Source organism: Oceanobacillus alkalisoli (assembly GCF_021556485.1).
GTDB lineage: Bacteria > Bacillota > Bacilli > Bacillales > Amphibacillaceae > Oceanobacillus > Oceanobacillus alkalisoli.
Map to the genome: position 1 here is coordinate 54620 of NZ_JAKGBW010000021.1, position 14712 is coordinate 69331.

Below are 14712 nucleotides of genomic sequence, written 5' to 3' on the forward strand. Positions count from 1 at the left end.
TAACAGTCCAAAAAATCACTCATGAAATACTTTAGTGAATTAACGCGTTTATCCAATGATGTATTAATATTACTAAATGATAAGCAATTTACCGTTATTAGTCAACCAATCTATCATTGCAAACCATTATAACCACGGACAGAATAGAGGATTATCTTTTGATTTGCAATGGGAATTAATTTAAAATTCTGTTAAAATAGAAGTAAGAAAGGAGGATTGAAAATGCCTCATCATAAAGAGCAGAAGATTATCGTGGATAAGACAATGGAAACACGCTCACAAGAAATCGCCGACATGATTAATGAAGGCGGCCTCGGATCAGATGAATATTATGTCATTTTTAAACAACAATACGATTTGAATCAACAAGAAACTGGAAATACAAATCATCCAGCATAATGTTAACCATCCAGAACCTCGCACTAAAAACTGAAATAACAATGGGACAGCAACTATTATTCCTCAACTAGCACTTAGAAAATTTCCATGGTTTATAATAAAAAGTCATCCATCAGCTTTATGTAAAATATTAAAAGCTGCTTATTCCAAAGCCGGTCATGCACATTGGAATAAGCAGCGTTATAAAAGTCTATCTAATCTAACTAACGTGCGCATGAACAATCAGCTCTTGTTTATGCGCTCTTCTTTTTCCCTCCAATCGCATCCAAGCGCTTGTTGTTTGTCGCAATAATATAGATAGCAATGGTCCAAATAACGAGACCAATGATTGTTTTACCGGACGCTTTCCATGCCCTGCCAAAATCGCTTGGTTTCATCCCGTGCATAACGTAAGTGATGACGGCAACTAGGATAAAGATAAAACCTGGAGAAAATAGAATTTCCCAACTGGAACTAATATCCGTTCCAAAAATATTAGGGACTACGATTGTAGCAGATTTAAGCCAATCTCCAACTACTGTCAGTCTTGAAATGAGTAAAAATGCAGCAATTAATACATATGGAGCCCATGCACGCCACATGCTGATTTTACCTGCATAAATTTCACTGTTTTTCAGTTCAACCCGTCCGGTCCAGGTCGGATCCCAGCGGTCTTTTTCTTCAAAGTCCCAGACATCTTCTTCTTTTGGCATGAGGAAACCTTTTTGGGCAGCCGGAATTACAATTGCGAGTCCAATTAACCCACCAAGCAGTGCAGGAAATTCAGGCCCTAATAAATATGCAACGATTATATACGGTATCGTCATCGCAAATGCCGCAAATAAAGCAAACTTCCATACCTTCAGACCTTCACTAAATGATTTATTTTTCCCGAAGAATTTCGTTAAGATTCCAACTAAAAATAATGGGATCAACAATCCTGCAATAAAATGAAGCGTGGCGACTTTTGTAGCAACTTCAAAGATGAAACTGGAGAGATTCGTTATTTGGGTAAGCGGCTCAACACCTGTACCGACCCCAACAATCATTGGTGTTCCAACAGCTCCGAATGATACTGGTGTACTTTGAATAACCATACCTGCTACAACCGCAGCCATTGAACCCTCTCTTTCAAAGTTCTGCACGGCGCGGCATACTTGTTTATATGAGCATAAGAGGTAATAATAATCCATTCTTTGTAAGCGTTGTCAAATCATCTTTTTCCTTTTAGACGAGATGCTCTAAATCGGAATATACCAACGAATCTTCGTGAAAAGTATCCTGAAAGTCATGCTATCTTTTAATCTGACAAACTTTATCGCTCTATCCGCCTCGTCCAACAGTCCTCACTGCTTCCCCGTTGCTTTAAAGTTGGTTTCTATTAACTTATGGAACAAGATGCATTTCTTCGTGGTCTCGCCTCGTTACTTCAACACAGCGGCCTGGCTGTGGAAACAGTTTACCTGGATTCAACAAGTCCTCCGGGTTAAATACGTTGCGGATATTTGTTTGTGCTGCGATTTCCTCGTCCGTGAAAATAAAACGCATCTCGGCTGATTTTTCAATCCCGACCCCGTGCTCACCCGTAATCGAGCCGCCAACATCTGCACAAACCTTCAAACATTCTGAACCTGCTTTCGATGCACGCTCACTTTCTCCCGGCACGCTTGCATCAAACAAAATAAGCGGATGAAGATTTCCGTCCCCTGCATGGAAGATATTTGCAATCCGGAGATCATATTTTCTGCTAATTTCTGTGATTTTCGCTAAAACTTCTGGTAAGCGGGTTCTCGGAATGACACCATCCTGCACGAGGCAATCTGGGGACATTGCACCCATTGCACCAAAGCCCATTTTGCGGTTTGCCCACCATAAGCTACGCTCTGCTTCATCTTTAGCGACTTTTACTTCACGGACATTATTCTGCTTACAAACCGCAAGTATTTCTTCAATCTGGTCATCAATTCCCGCAGCAATCCCGTCCACTTCAATCAGAAGAAATCCAGCAATATCCCTTGGGTGTCCGACCGGGTAAGCTGCTGATTCCACTCCTTCAATCGCAATCTCATCCATCATCTCCAAAGCCGCTGGGATAATACCCGCAGCAATGATATCCGAGACAGCTTGGCTTGCATCATCTATATCATCAAAGTAGGCAAGCGCTGTTTTCTTTCCCTCCGGATTTTTTAAAACTTTCACCGTAACCTTCGTCACAATCCCGAGTGTTCCCTCCGATCCAGTGAGTAAGCCTAACAGGTCATATCCTGGCTGGTCAGGAACTCCTCCTTCGCCGATCTCTACAATTTCCCCGCTCGGAAGAACAATCTCCAGCCCTAATATATGGTTTGTCGTCACCCCGTATTTCAAACAATGCGCACCTTTATCGGAAATCGACTGGGTCAACTTCAAATTGATATAACCTGGTTCCACCACTGCTTTTCTATTTTCTAGATCCAGACGGAGCATTCGCTTCATTTTCACCAAACTGATGAGCACTTCCCCGCCCAGCGGTGTCGCACCTCCGCTCAAGCCCGTTCCTGCTCCCCTTGCAATATACGGAATCTCTTCTTTAGTTAAACACCTCACCACGTCAGAAACTTCTTCTGTATCCTTCACAAACACAACGGCTCGCGGCATCCCCTTGTACATCGTATAACCGTCACATTCATAGGAGATGAGGTCTTCCTTTTTATAAAGCACTTCATTTTCTCCAACAATAGCCATTAATTTTTGAATGATAGGATCCAATCCTTGTATTAAAAAGGGAGAGATATTTCCATTGACTATTATACTTCTTATTTTTCCTTTCCAGAAATATCAAGCACCCTATCTCCTCACTCATTGATATAAACTTTCGGTTCCACCACAAAATCCCCCTCTCTCCTTGAGATAGGGGGATAGAGCTTCATCTAAATAATTATGGAAATAGAAATCTCAATGAAGCAAGAGTCTTTTCAAAGACACCTGCTATCGCTTAGCTATTGATCTCTGCTTTAAACTTTACGTCGTCTTTAGCAGATAATAATTCATCCTTTGCCTCTACTGCGCTATCTTTTACATCGACTAATTCACCTTTTGCGTCTTTTACGGAAGACATCACATCTTTGGACTCCTCAACTACATTTTTAGTTGTATCTTTAATATCCTTAACTTGAGTATCCAAAATTGCCTGTATTTTATGGATGGCCTCTTTGGAAATATCTGTTGCATTCTGAATACGGCTGATTATAGCATCCTTCGTACCATTGGGATCTTCTTTAATTGTAGTTGCATACTTGGTTACGGTATTCTTCACGCTCTTAGAAGTATCTTTTACTTTTTCACGCGCATTGCTATTCAACAGAACTAATGAGGAAGCTCCTGCAATTATTCCAGCAACAAGCAATCCTTTTTTCGCTTTTTGTTTTTCAATTGCCATACTCAATGAAAATCTTCCTTCCATATTTTATTATTGGTTATGTTTTAGATTCCCGTGAGGCAGCTTTTTAAACATCTATCCAGGAAAAATGACGTCTACTGAGATATTACACAATATAATAGTAACCCAAATAACTATTTAAGAACGCTTGAATTATGCATACAGTCATGATTAACTAGTGTATATAGTGATTATGTGTTATATATATGGTGAAAAGGAGGTTCCTACATGCAAATTATAATATCAAACAGTTCTAAGGAACCCATCTATGAGCAGATTTCCAAACAAATTCAATCCAAAATATTGTCAGGTGAACTGACAGAAGGTACTGCTTTACCCTCGATCAGGCAATTAGCCAAAGACTTAAGAATCAGTGTAATTACAACTAAACGGGCATATGAAGAATTAGAGAAAGGGGGATTCATCTACTTGATTGTAGGTAAGGGCTCATATGTAGCTGAGCAAAATTTAGAAATGATTCGAGAGAAAAAACTAAGAGTAATTGAAGAACAATTAAGTGCCGTTATCTCCAACAGTAAAGAAATTGGATTACCATATGAAGAATTACAAGATTTATTAAAGTTGCTGTATGAGGAGTGATCATTTGGATAATGTAATAGACATTCGTGGTATTTCTAAAGAGTTTAAGGAATTCTCCTTTGACAGTATAGATTTACAGATAAAACAAGGCTACACAACAGGTCTTATTGGAGCAAACGGATCTGGTAAGACAACATTAATAAAGCTGATGATGAATCTTCTGCAGCCTGACGAAGGAGAAATAAGCGTATTCGGACTGGATTATGCGACACATGAAAAAGCGATAAAAGACCGAATCGGCTTTGTTTACGACAGCAACATTTTTTACGAATCCCTGAACTTAAAGGAAATCAGTAAAATTATAGCACCTTCTTATAAGCAATGGGATCGGAAAAAATATAAAGCTTATATTGACCAATTTGAACTGCCATTAAAAAAACCAATTAAACATTTTTCTAAAGGAATGCAAATGAAAGCTTCCATCGCCATGGCCCTTTCCCATCATGCTGAATTAATTATAATGGACGAGCCAACAGCAGGATTGGATCCGACATTCCGGAGAGAATTATTAGATATCTTCCAGGAAGTAATGGTCAATGAAAATAGAAGTATACTTTTTTCAACCCATACGACTAGTGATTTGGAACGTTTCGCTGATTATATTATATTAATAGATCAGGGGGAAATTCTCATTTCGAAACGTATGGATGAATTGCAGGAAGATTATGCACTTGTGAAGGGAAATAGCGATTTACTTGATCGGGATACCGAAGCTTATTTTCTAAACATTGAACAATCCCAAGGCGTATTCCAAGCATTAACAAATGATAAAGCGCAAGTACAAAAAGTCTTTGGCGATTATATTGTAATGGAAAAGGCTTCGTTAGATGATATTATGTTTCATATGAAAGCTGCCCACAGACGCGGGTAAAACGACACGAGATCTTAATTCGTTATTAAGGTCTTTTTTTATTTTGCAACAAAAGTTTAAATTCACTATTGTGCACACAGTACATATAGTATATACTGTTTATGAATCGTATGCACACTTAAAATGCAACATAAGGAGTGAGAACAATAGAAAATATAGTAGAATTTAAAAATGTGAGTAAATATTTTAAAGATTTTTCCTTAAAGGATATCAATTTGCAAATAATGAAAGGTCTGGTTACAGGTTTTGTCGGAGCAAATGGTGCGGGTAAATCCACTACGATGAAGTTAATAATGAACCTTTTACAAGCGGATAAAGGAGAAATCAAGGTATTTGGGAAGCAATATGTAAATAATGAAAGAGATATTAAGGAACGAATCGGCTTTGTCTATGACAGCAATGTCTTTTATGAAAATTTAAATCTTAAAGACATTCGTAAAATCATTGCCCCTGCTTATAAGAATTGGAGTGACAAACAATTTTATGATTATATCAAGCTGTTTGAACTACCACTAAATAAAGCGATTAAAACCTTTTCTAAAGGGATGCAGATGAAAACATCTCTAGCACTGGCCCTATCTCATGATGCTGAATTCATTATAATGGATGAGCCGACAGCTGGTTTAGATCCTGTATTTCGCAGAGAGCTGCTGGACATTTTAAAAGAGCTGACGAATGATGCGACACGCACACTTTTCTTCTCTACCCATATTACCAGTGATTTAGAGCGGATTGCTGACCGTATTATTTTCATCCAGGATGGTAATATTCTTTTTCATGAATCAATAAAAGACGTGCAAGAGCGTTATAAGTTAGTCAAAGGAAATACCAATTTACTCCATCAGAAAATAGTAAAAGGTTTTATAAATATCGACCGTTCGTCAAATGAATTTCAGGCACTAACAAATAACGCAGAAGAAGTAAGGAAATCCTTAGGAGATCAAGTCGTTATCGAGGAAGCGACTTTGGAGGATATTATGTTTTATACGAAAGGAGCTCGTCAGCAGTATGTTTAATTTGATAAGAAAAGATTTGATTATCCAAAAATCACAAATTATGCTTTTTATTCCATTTGTTATGTTCTTTGCCATTTTTGCTGATCATATGAGTCCTTTTTTTATTTTCCTGATCGCCAGTTTATATATCCCATTGAATGGATATATTTATGATGAACAGGTAGAATCCAATATTCTTCTTAATTCCTTGCCATATACGAGAAAAGAGATTGTTGCCGCAAAATATGTTGGTTCCGCTGTCTATATGATTTTATCAATCGCTGTAGCTGGAATTATTCTGTATCTATTTAATTTCGACTTTCTATTTCGGGATATAGTGATTGCCGCAGGGTTATTTTTCTTCTTTGCTGCTTTGACTTTTCCGTTATTTTACATATTAAAACCAGGTAATATAGGCGCATTCATAATGATTGGGTTAATCGTGTCTGCAGCCTTGCTGCCACCGGCTCTCCGATTTTTAGCAGGACATCTCACGGCTATTACAGATTTCATTACAAGTTTGTCGACAACAGTCCTTTACATTAGCGGCACCGCAATCTCCATAAGCCTCTTTTTAATTTCCTGGTTAGCCAGTCAAATAATTTATCAGCGTAAAGTATTTTAATCAGGATAGGAAGATAAGTATATTGTTGTGCTTATTTTAGATCTCGGATTAAGTGTCCACTAATGATTATACTAAAAAATGCGATAGTCCAAGAAGGACTATCGCACTTTTTATGAAAGAGGATTTGAAACTTTTAATGTAAATATGCATCATTCGTCTTCATCACCACGAAACAACTCATGCAGAAACCTTTCCCGACCTGTCAAAAAATTCAATGTCAAATTATAATGTTCCGTGTCTTCATATGAAACTTCCTGAATGGAAGAGTCATCAAAATTTAGGATTTGTGCCTCTGGATAACCAAGCAGGATTGGTGAATGTGTCGCTATAATAGCATTCTATCTTAATATGATTGACTTCCACAAAGTGCTTCAAACTCTATTCCGGTAAACTACCCAATTCCACCTATATGACCTCCGTCAAAAAAGTTTGTTTTCCCTCCATCGTGGAATAGTATCTGAAGGAGGCGATGTAGATGTTTGGTTTATCCGATTTAGTGAGTCTGGTGATATCTGCATTCATTATCTTTCCTGCTGTCATCTTTTTAAGAGAGTTAGGATATATGATTTTCGGTCTCCTGTTTGGTGCAAAAAATAGTAGAATCACGTTAGGATCCGGTCCACGGATATTTAAGTTTGGAAAGTTGGACGTACGAAAATATTATCATCTCTACAGTTGGTTTTCCTATGATGAATTAAAAGTTAAAAGTAAGTTTGCCTATGTCATTTTATATGCAAGCCCTATCATGGTTAATGTTATTGTCGGTTTAGTCATTAATGCCCTTATTGCAAACGGATATATCACGATGTATGCGACATTTTGGGATCGATTTGTATTTTATGCATTTTTCTATGTATTATTTGATGCAATCCCTATGAAGACGGTTCATGGTAAACCAAATAACGGCATGATTATCTATCAAATGATACGTTATGGGAAACGCACCGATTATAACCCAGAACCATTTCTACCATCAACCTCTGAAGCGGAAAAAGCTTATCAAAAAGAAATGGAAAAAATAATAACTGATAATAAATCTGCTAAAAAGTAAAGGATAAGAAATCTTTTAATAAAGTGAATGAATTTCATCATTACCAAAGTCGGCTTTTCCATCACCATATGTAGTTGGGAACGAACTAACTCAACTACATATGGTGATGGTGAAGCATTAAATACGTATTATGAAATTCATTAAAGTATATAATATGATGCGTATGACGTATGCATAGAGTGTTTCAAGAAACCATTTTTTCCTGATTGCTTTTTTCATCAATAAATTTAAAATATGGTAAACATATTCCTGCGAATGAAAATGTACTAATCAATAAACCAATCAAAAGATACAATGGTCTGACACCGAACATTTCACTTAATACGCCACCAGCAAGCACTCCCAACGGCATCACGCCCCTTATAATAAGCAACCGAACGGAAAATACCTTACCCATCAGGCCATTGGGGACTTTTTTTGGAGGATCGTTGTATGATGGATACTAAAAACAGCCATTCCTATTCCTGCAATCGTTTCGGTTGTTATTGCTAATGGAATACTATGATTAAAGCATAATGCAATATAGGTTAGTCCACCTATGAAAAGGGAACCGAGCATAAGAACTCTGCGGCTATTATATGGAATTCGAGTTACTAAGATAGCTCCTATTATATAGCCAATCGGAAACCCAGCCATGCAGATACAAACGAACGATTTTTTAATAATGACGGATTCATAAGTTTTTTCCCTTTTATTGTTCTAGATATTGTTCTAATTCCTTAAAGAGTAATTCTGACCAATTTACTTTCAAAGCATATTTTCCTTCGATTATTTCAACCAATTTAGCAGCACGTAATATTTTCAAATGATGATGAATCGTAGTCTTCCCCATCTTTAACTGTTCCGTAAGTTCCTGTAACGAATGATTTTTTTCCGACAACAATTTTACGATTCGTAGTCTAACCTCTTCTCCTAATGCTTTGTGCTTTAGTATTAAAAAATGGTTTGGCATATATTTATCATTTGGTGAAAGACTCTCATTGGCCACTGGATAATAGAATACTTTCGTACCTTCAATATCTGCTTCAATATTCCAAGGACGATATACATACTGTGGGATGAGTAACACCTGATGAATACTAGGCTCGGGAAGGTAGTTTACCCCTCCTGTCGCCCACTGAACAAGCTCTTCGGGGGACATCTTTTCTTTCATCCGCTTTTTAGATTCATAATCGGCTTTCAAAATTTGGCTTGTCCGTTCTAATTCTGGATTTATCACTGCTTCATACCATAATGTCATAACTTCAGTTAAATGGGCTTTAAGCTTTTGTGCATCGGTTTTACCGATAAATTCAATGTACTGCGGGAAAAAAGGATTATCACTCGTTATCTGTTTCAATTCTACGATAGCTTGCTCCTCTCCGGTTGCAGCCTTTTCCCTTAGCTGCTGGAATTTCTCTCCGATATACGGTAAACAAGTGAATTTAAACGTTGTATCTTGCAGCAAATGAATACTCGTGCAGAATTCATCGAGCGTATTACTTTCATGATAGTGAAGCAATTGTAATAATGCCTTCCACGTATTATTTTTTTCAACGTAATCTAAATGAAGGTGAAGTCTTTCCGAAAATGATGTTCTAAGCTCTTTCCAATAACTTGCAGGTTTTTCTAAAGTACTAATAATTCGTGAATTCGTTATAGCGGCTATCCCTAAAGCACATTCCCATAAAGTAGAATAAGCAAAATGGACTTCATAGGTTTCTCTTTTTCTGCTTGTTGCCTGTAAAATTTCCATCCTATCACCCTTAATAAATATTCATATTAAGTTGAATTATACAGAAATGAATTTTATAGTTCAACATTTTTAAAATAAATTATTCAATTATTGTTGAACGACTTATTTTATAACGTAGTAAAGCAATAAAGAAGTATTTGATTTATAAAAGAAATCAAGTACTTTCCTCTTTGAATCATAGTCTTTTTTCGTTTTAAAATGATTAATAGTCAATAGTCTCTTTCAAATTAAAATGGATGCCTCCTTAAAAGCAGCATCCACTTTAACTTGAATTCATATTTATTTTTGTTTGTTTTATTATCAGCTGCTGGTCGCTCTTATACCCGACAGCCCTTCGTGAGTCAAGAAGTAACTTCCTTCTTCTTAGCTGTTGTCTTGATCGTCTTTTTAGAAGTTGTTTTCTTTTTCGGTTTTGTTTTTGGCTTTTCACCTTTAGCGCGATTCAAGGACTCCTGGAGCGCGTCCATTAAATTGATCACATTATCCGGCTTTGTCTTAGTCTCTCCGCCAACTTCAACTTCCTCATTATTTTTCTTCGTTTCTATCAGCTCCATAAGTGCTGTTCGATAATCATCTTTATATTTTTCCGGCTCAAACTCCGTTGTTAATTGATCAACCAGGAGTTTCGCAGTGTCTAACTCTTTTTTACCAACTGCCTCCTTGCTCGGCACATTAGGAACCTCATCAACAGCTCGCACTTCGTCAGGATAATGAATTGTTTCCACTACAATCGCATCTTTATATACTCTGATGACCGCAAGTTGCTCCTTCGAACGAATCATCATCTTTGCAATCCCAATCTTACCAGTATCCATTAGAGCCGCCCGCAATAGTGCATATGCCTTTGCACCACCTTCATTTGGTGATAAATAATAGCTTTTTTCAAAATAAATCGGGTCGATTTCTTCCAGCTTTACAAAATCGATAATTTCTACAGCTTTGCCTTCCTGTTCTTTCTTTAACGCCTCCAATTCTTCATCATCTAAAATTACAAATTTATTTTGAGCATATTCGTAGGCTTTAACAATATCTTCGTTTTTGACAGCTTCATCACAGTTTGGACAAGTTTTTTCATACTTTATAGGTGTTTTGCACTTTTTATGCAATTGACGTAGCTTTATGTCTTTATTTTCAGTTGCCGCATGCATCTTTACAGGTATATTGACTAAACCAAAGCTGATTGTTCCCTTCCACATGGTGTGCATCGCGTTCACTCCTTTTTAAACTTATTTTGCTGACTTGTATGTTTTTTATACAAAGATATGAGGCATCCTAATTAAATGAGGTGACACATATGGACTGGATGAAACCGGTAGAAAGAACAGATATCCCTAAAGGTGATGAATGGCTGTATGAGGTTAAGTATGATGGCTTTCGCTGTATGTTGAATTGGACGGTTGAAAACATCACTTTGATAAGTAAGAACAAACACGATCTTACAAAGAATTTTCCTGAAGTTATTAATTGGTGTAAAGAAAACGATGCTCATTTTAAAAGTATGTTACCGATAAGGTTGGACGGAGAACTTGTCATCTTAAACCACCGCTATCAAGCAAATTTTTCACAAATACAAATGCGCGGCCGAATGAATTCGAAAGAGCGGATAGCGGCACATGCACGTGCAAGACCAGCAACATTCATGGTATTTGATATTACAGAAATTAGAGGGAATAAGCTGCACCAGCATAAGTTATCATTGCGGAAAGAAATTCTTCATCAAACATTGCAGCCGGTTTCCGGTAATACGACGGTAAGATGTGTAGAGACATTTTCATCTATTGCAGAGATAGAAAGGATTGTTTTCTCATTTAAAAGTGAGGGCATTATTGCAAAGCTAAGAAAAAGCACGTATCAAAAAGGGAAAAGGCATCACGACTGGTTAAAAATTAAAAATTGGAGAGTGATTCAAGGCATCTTAACAAAATACAACCCAAGTAACGAATATTTTACAGTCAACGCCCTGGATAACGATAAGTTACTAGGCATTGGTACATGTAAGCATGGATTACCGAAAGATTCAACGGAAACCGTACAAAAACTCTTTAAGGAGCAAGGGAAACTCGTTAAGGGAAGTTATCATTTACCACCAGCCATAACATGTACAATCAACACATTAGATTTATATGAAGGAAAGTTGAGGGAGCCTAATTTTAAAAGCATTAATCCTAACACATCATACACAGAATGCACATTGGATAAATTACAGCTGGACATAGCCCAGCTTCCAATTGATGTGTCAAATACAGATAAGTACTTATGGCCAAATCTATTTAAAAAGAAAGACCTTTTAGTTTATATCAGAGAAATATCCCCATGGATACTGCCATTTTTAAAACAGCGTGCGTTAACTATTATCCGGTCCCCGGATGGGATTGATAAAGCATCGTTTTTTCAAAAGAGTCTTCCAGATTATGCACCTGATTTTTTAGTATCTGATTCTATAGAGGACTTTATTATATGCAATCATATAGAAGGCTTAGTTTGGTTAGCGAATCATGGCTCTATTGAATATCACGTCCCCTTTCAACATATTGGACATGTTACACCACTAGAGATTGTATTTGATTTGGACCCACCGAACCGAGCGCATTTTTCCCTTGCAGTAAAGGCAGCGCAATTATTAAAACAGATATTAGATGATTTAAGCCTTGTTTCTTTTGTGAAAACATCCGGAAACAAAGGAATGCAAGTATATATTCCAATCAAAGCAGGGAGCATGACCTACGACGAGACCTCCATTTTTACTGAAGCTGTTGCGAAAACTTTGGAACGCACATATCCAAATGATTTTACGACCGAACGATTAAAGAAAAATAGAAAAGGACGTTTATACATCGACTATGTACAGCACGGTAAAGATAAAACTTTGGTCGCTCCCTATTCGCCGCGCATGACAAAAGAAGGAACGGTTTCCACACCATTATTTTGGCATGAAGTGAACGAAGACTTGGACCCTACTGCATTTACGATCAGAAACACAGTAGAACGTGTAAAAGAATTTGGTTGTCCGTTTGAAGGATATTTTGATGTTGGTAATAAGCAAAATTTGAGCAAGCTATTAAAAATGGTGAAAGATTAAACTAAAACAAAAAACTCGTAAGTCTTATCATTCAAGACTTACGAGTGGATTTACTTTATAAAAAACCAAATTATAATGTAGATACCGGTGGTCGGGATCGAACCGACACTCCCGTGAAGGAACGGGATTTTGAATCCCGCGCGTCTGCCTGTTCCGCCACACCGGCAAATTTTGGAGGCGGTAACCGGATTCGAACCGGTGGTAAAGGTTTTGCAGACCTCTGCCTTACCACTTGGCTATACCGCCAGATAAAAAAATGGAGCGGAAGACGGGATTCGAACCCGCGACCCCCACCTTGGCAAGGTGGTGTTCTACCACTGAACTACTTCCGCATTATAACTGGGCTACTAGGATTCGAACCTAGGAATGACGGGACCAAAACCCGTTGCCTTACCGCTTGGCTATAGCCCAATAACGAACTATTAAATGGGGCGACCGGTGGGGGTCGAACCCACGAGTGCCGGAGCCACAATCCGGTGCGTTAACCACTTCGCCACGACCGCCATTTAAATTAAAAAAGTTTAATGGCAGGGGTAGTAGGAATCGAACCCACATCAAAGGTTTTGGAGACCTTCGTTTTACCATTAAACTATACCCCTGTATCAAATGGTGGAGGGGGGCAGATTCGAACTGCCGAACCCTGAGGGAGCGGATTTACAGTCCGCCGCGTTTAGCCACTTCGCTACCCCTCCAACAAAGATATAATGGTGGCTCGGGACGGAATCGAACCGCCGACACACGGATTTTCAGTCCGTTGCTCTACCGACTGAGCTACCGAGCCATAATGACTATTAAATAAATAGTGGCGGTCCGGACGGGACTCGAACCCGCGACCTCCTGCGTGACAGGCAGGCATTCTAACCAACTGAACTACCGGACCTTGGTTGCGGGGGCAGGATTTGAACCTGCGACCTTTGGGTTATGAGCCCAACGAGCTACCGGACTGCTCCACCCCGCGGTAATAAGAGATATGCAAATGCTATTCATGCATAATAATAGAATAAAGACTGTTCGTCGTATTTCGGGATAATTCGGAGAAGCTTACACTCCTCACAAAGCCTAATTCAAAGATGTTTCTCAATGGTGTTTTGGCTTTGCTCCACCCCGCGATAATGTAAATTATAAATAATGGTGGAGGATGCAGGGCTCGAACCTGCGACCCCCTGCTTGTAAGGCAGGTGCTCTCCCAGCTGAGCTAATCCTCCAACGCATAGGATATGATAATACATGTGTTGCAACAAAACGTTGCGTGTATTTAACATGCCTTCCTAAAAATGGTGACCCGTACGGGATTCGAACCCGTGTTACCGCCGTGAAAGGGCGGTGTCTTAACCGCTTGACCAACGGGCCATTAAATTAAAAAGTATAATGGCGGAGAGCGAGGGATTTGAACCCTCGAGACCGCGATAGCGGCCTACACGATTTCCAATCGTGCTCCTTCGACCAACTCGGACAGCTCTCCATTGAGCTCTAAGTAATACAGTCGAATTGAATTTCTCTGAATTACTTTCAGATGCTTATATTATTACAATTAAATTAACTTAACTTAAAGGTTAATTGCCTGGCAGCATCCTACTCTCGCAGAGACAAGGTCTCAACTACCATCGGCGCTGGAAAGCTTAACTGCTGTGTTCGGTATGGAAACAGGTGTGACCTTTCCGCCATCGCCACCAGACCTAGTGAAAAGTTATTTCTTGTTAACTGTTTGTAAAAATCAGGTTATTTTTTTGTCACAATAATTATTATAGCTGATTCACAGAAAAAATCAAGTATAAACTATCTTTTATGTAAATTTCATACCCTGAAAACTAAATAAGAGTAATTCACGACATCAAATATAGAAGTTAGTTAAGTCCTCGATCGATTAGTATTCGTCAGCTCCACATGTCACCATGCTTCTACCTCGAACCTATCAACCTCATCGTCTCTGAGGGATCTTACTCACTCGAAGTGATGGGAA

At 38.4% G+C, this 14712-nt stretch carries 12 protein-coding genes, 13 tRNA genes, 2 rRNA genes and 2 pseudogenes; 7 read left to right on the top strand and 22 right to left on the bottom strand.

Annotated elements, in window-relative coordinates:
* The first annotated feature begins 222 nt into the window (after positions 1 to 222).
* Complete coding sequence (locus LZD48_RS16515; protein WP_235763821.1) at positions 223 to 399, top strand: hypothetical protein; 177 nt, start codon at positions 223 to 225, stop codon at positions 397 to 399.
* Between the two features lie 233 nt (positions 400 to 632).
* Here LZD48_RS16515 and LZD48_RS16520 read toward each other — a convergent pair whose 3' ends face one another.
* From LZD48_RS16520 to LZD48_RS16530, 3 genes are all read right to left on the bottom strand, one after another.
* Complete coding sequence (locus LZD48_RS16520) at positions 633 to 1496, bottom strand: L-lactate permease (protein ID WP_235763822.1); 864 nt, start codon at positions 1494 to 1496, stop codon at positions 633 to 635.
* Positions 1497 to 1764: 268 nt separating this feature from the next.
* Positions 1765 to 3102: an FAD-linked oxidase C-terminal domain-containing protein gene (locus LZD48_RS16525; protein ID WP_235763833.1), complete on the bottom strand. Its 1338-nt coding sequence runs from the start codon at positions 3100 to 3102 to the stop codon at positions 1765 to 1767.
* 250 nt (positions 3103 to 3352) lie between these two features.
* On the bottom strand, positions 3353 to 3802 hold the full coding sequence (locus LZD48_RS16530; protein ID WP_235763823.1) for a hypothetical protein: 450 nt from the start codon (positions 3800 to 3802) through the stop codon (positions 3353 to 3355).
* A gap of 222 nt (positions 3803 to 4024) precedes the next feature.
* On the opposite strand from LZD48_RS16530, the gene LZD48_RS16535 reads away from it, so the two are divergent.
* From LZD48_RS16535 to LZD48_RS16550, 4 genes are all read left to right on the top strand, one after another.
* Complete coding sequence (locus LZD48_RS16535; RefSeq protein ID WP_235763824.1) at positions 4025 to 4396, top strand: GntR family transcriptional regulator; 372 nt, start codon at positions 4025 to 4027, stop codon at positions 4394 to 4396.
* A 4-nt stretch (positions 4397 to 4400) separates the two neighbouring features.
* Entirely contained in the window at positions 4401 to 5267 is an 867-nt protein-coding gene (locus tag LZD48_RS16540; RefSeq protein WP_235763825.1) for an ABC transporter ATP-binding protein, read from the top strand.
* A 146-nt stretch (positions 5268 to 5413) separates the two neighbouring features.
* The gene (locus tag LZD48_RS16545) at positions 5414 to 6283 is read left to right on the top strand and encodes an ABC transporter ATP-binding protein (RefSeq protein ID WP_235763834.1); all 870 of its coding nucleotides are present in this window, start codon (positions 5414 to 5416) and stop codon (positions 6281 to 6283) included.
* Positions 6276 to 6887 carry an ABC-2 transporter permease gene (locus LZD48_RS16550; protein ID WP_235763826.1) on the top strand — a complete coding sequence of 204 codons (612 nt, stop codon included), beginning with the start codon at positions 6276 to 6278 and terminating at the stop codon, positions 6885 to 6887. Before LZD48_RS16545 ends, LZD48_RS16550 begins: the two co-directional genes overlap by 8 nt.
* Positions 6888 to 7036: 149 nt before the next feature.
* Here the strand turns inward: LZD48_RS16550 and LZD48_RS16555 are convergent.
* Positions 7037 to 7219 (bottom strand): annotated as a pseudogene (locus LZD48_RS16555) (AAA family ATPase); the annotation flags it as partial.
* 143 nt (positions 7220 to 7362) lie between these two features.
* Here LZD48_RS16555 and LZD48_RS16560 point away from each other — a divergent pair.
* On the top strand, positions 7363 to 7938 hold the full coding sequence (locus LZD48_RS16560; protein ID WP_235763827.1) for a hypothetical protein: 576 nt from the start codon (positions 7363 to 7365) through the stop codon (positions 7936 to 7938).
* A 184-nt stretch (positions 7939 to 8122) separates the two neighbouring features.
* Here LZD48_RS16560 and LZD48_RS16565 read toward each other — a convergent pair.
* The 3 genes and pseudogenes from LZD48_RS16565 to ku form a co-directional block, all read right to left on the bottom strand.
* A pseudogene (locus LZD48_RS16565) lies at positions 8123 to 8574 on the bottom strand (MFS transporter); the annotation flags it as partial.
* Between the two features lie 55 nt (positions 8575 to 8629).
* A complete protein-coding gene (locus LZD48_RS16570; protein WP_235763828.1) occupies positions 8630 to 9673 on the bottom strand; it encodes an ArsR/SmtB family transcription factor in 1044 nt (347 codons plus the stop codon).
* Positions 9674 to 10014: 341 nt separating this feature from the next.
* Complete coding sequence (gene ku / locus LZD48_RS16575; protein WP_235763829.1) at positions 10015 to 10878, bottom strand: non-homologous end joining protein Ku; 864 nt, start codon at positions 10876 to 10878, stop codon at positions 10015 to 10017.
* 89 nt (positions 10879 to 10967) lie between these two features.
* On the opposite strand from ku, the gene LZD48_RS16580 reads away from it, so the two are divergent.
* A complete protein-coding gene (locus LZD48_RS16580; RefSeq protein WP_235763830.1) occupies positions 10968 to 12752 on the top strand; it encodes a DNA ligase D in 1785 nt (594 codons plus the stop codon).
* A gap of 82 nt (positions 12753 to 12834) precedes the next feature.
* On the opposite strand, the gene LZD48_RS16585 is transcribed toward LZD48_RS16580, so the two are convergent.
* The 15 genes from LZD48_RS16585 to LZD48_RS16655 all read right to left on the bottom strand — a co-directional run.
* Positions 12835 to 12918, bottom strand: a tRNA-Leu gene (locus tag LZD48_RS16585).
* Positions 12919 to 12924: 6 nt separating this feature from the next.
* Positions 12925 to 12998: transfer RNA gene (locus LZD48_RS16590), tRNA-Cys, on the bottom strand.
* 11 nt (positions 12999 to 13009) lie between these two features.
* A tRNA-Gly gene (locus LZD48_RS16595) sits at positions 13010 to 13084 on the bottom strand.
* Between the two features lie 7 nt (positions 13085 to 13091).
* Positions 13092 to 13163 (bottom strand) — tRNA-Gln (locus LZD48_RS16600).
* A 16-nt stretch (positions 13164 to 13179) separates the two neighbouring features.
* Positions 13180 to 13255 (bottom strand) — tRNA-His (locus LZD48_RS16605).
* A gap of 22 nt (positions 13256 to 13277) precedes the next feature.
* Positions 13278 to 13351: transfer RNA gene (locus tag LZD48_RS16610), tRNA-Trp, on the bottom strand.
* Positions 13352 to 13359: 8 nt separating this feature from the next.
* Positions 13360 to 13444: transfer RNA gene (locus LZD48_RS16615), tRNA-Tyr, on the bottom strand.
* A 13-nt stretch (positions 13445 to 13457) separates the two neighbouring features.
* A tRNA-Phe gene (locus LZD48_RS16620) sits at positions 13458 to 13533 on the bottom strand.
* A gap of 22 nt (positions 13534 to 13555) precedes the next feature.
* Positions 13556 to 13632: transfer RNA gene (locus LZD48_RS16625), tRNA-Asp, on the bottom strand.
* Position 13633: 1 nt separating this feature from the next.
* Positions 13634 to 13710: transfer RNA gene (locus tag LZD48_RS16630), tRNA-Met, on the bottom strand.
* 171 nt (positions 13711 to 13881) lie between these two features.
* Positions 13882 to 13957: transfer RNA gene (locus LZD48_RS16635), tRNA-Val, on the bottom strand.
* 70 nt (positions 13958 to 14027) lie between these two features.
* Positions 14028 to 14102 (bottom strand) — tRNA-Glu (locus tag LZD48_RS16640).
* Between the two features lie 19 nt (positions 14103 to 14121).
* Positions 14122 to 14214 (bottom strand) — tRNA-Ser (locus LZD48_RS16645).
* Between the two features lie 97 nt (positions 14215 to 14311).
* Positions 14312 to 14427: ribosomal RNA gene (gene rrf, locus LZD48_RS16650) — 5S ribosomal RNA — on the bottom strand.
* A 169-nt stretch (positions 14428 to 14596) separates the two neighbouring features.
* A 23S ribosomal RNA gene (locus LZD48_RS16655) occupies positions 14597 to 14712 on the bottom strand; the annotation flags it as partial.

Coding starts and splice junctions, on each gene's coding strand:
- LZD48_RS16515 (WP_235763821.1), top strand. CDS start 223: ATGCCTCATCATAAAGAGCAGAAGATTATCGTGGATAAGACAATGGAA.
- LZD48_RS16520 (WP_235763822.1), bottom strand. CDS start 1,496: ATGGCTGCGGTTGTAGCAGGTATGGTTATTCAAAGTACACCAGTATCA.
- LZD48_RS16525 (WP_235763833.1), bottom strand. CDS start 3,102: ATGGCTATTGTTGGAGAAAATGAAGTGCTTTATAAAAAGGAAGACCTC.
- LZD48_RS16535 (WP_235763824.1), top strand. CDS start 4,025: ATGCAAATTATAATATCAAACAGTTCTAAGGAACCCATCTATGAGCAG.
- LZD48_RS16550 (WP_235763826.1), top strand. CDS start 6,276: ATGTTTAATTTGATAAGAAAAGATTTGATTATCCAAAAATCACAAATT.
- LZD48_RS16560 (WP_235763827.1), top strand. CDS start 7,363: ATGTTTGGTTTATCCGATTTAGTGAGTCTGGTGATATCTGCATTCATT.
- LZD48_RS16570 (WP_235763828.1), bottom strand. CDS start 9,673: ATGGAAATTTTACAGGCAACAAGCAGAAAAAGAGAAACCTATGAAGTC.
- ku (WP_235763829.1), bottom strand. CDS start 10,878: ATGCACACCATGTGGAAGGGAACAATCAGCTTTGGTTTAGTCAATATA.
- LZD48_RS16580 (WP_235763830.1), top strand. CDS start 10,968: ATGGACTGGATGAAACCGGTAGAAAGAACAGATATCCCTAAAGGTGAT.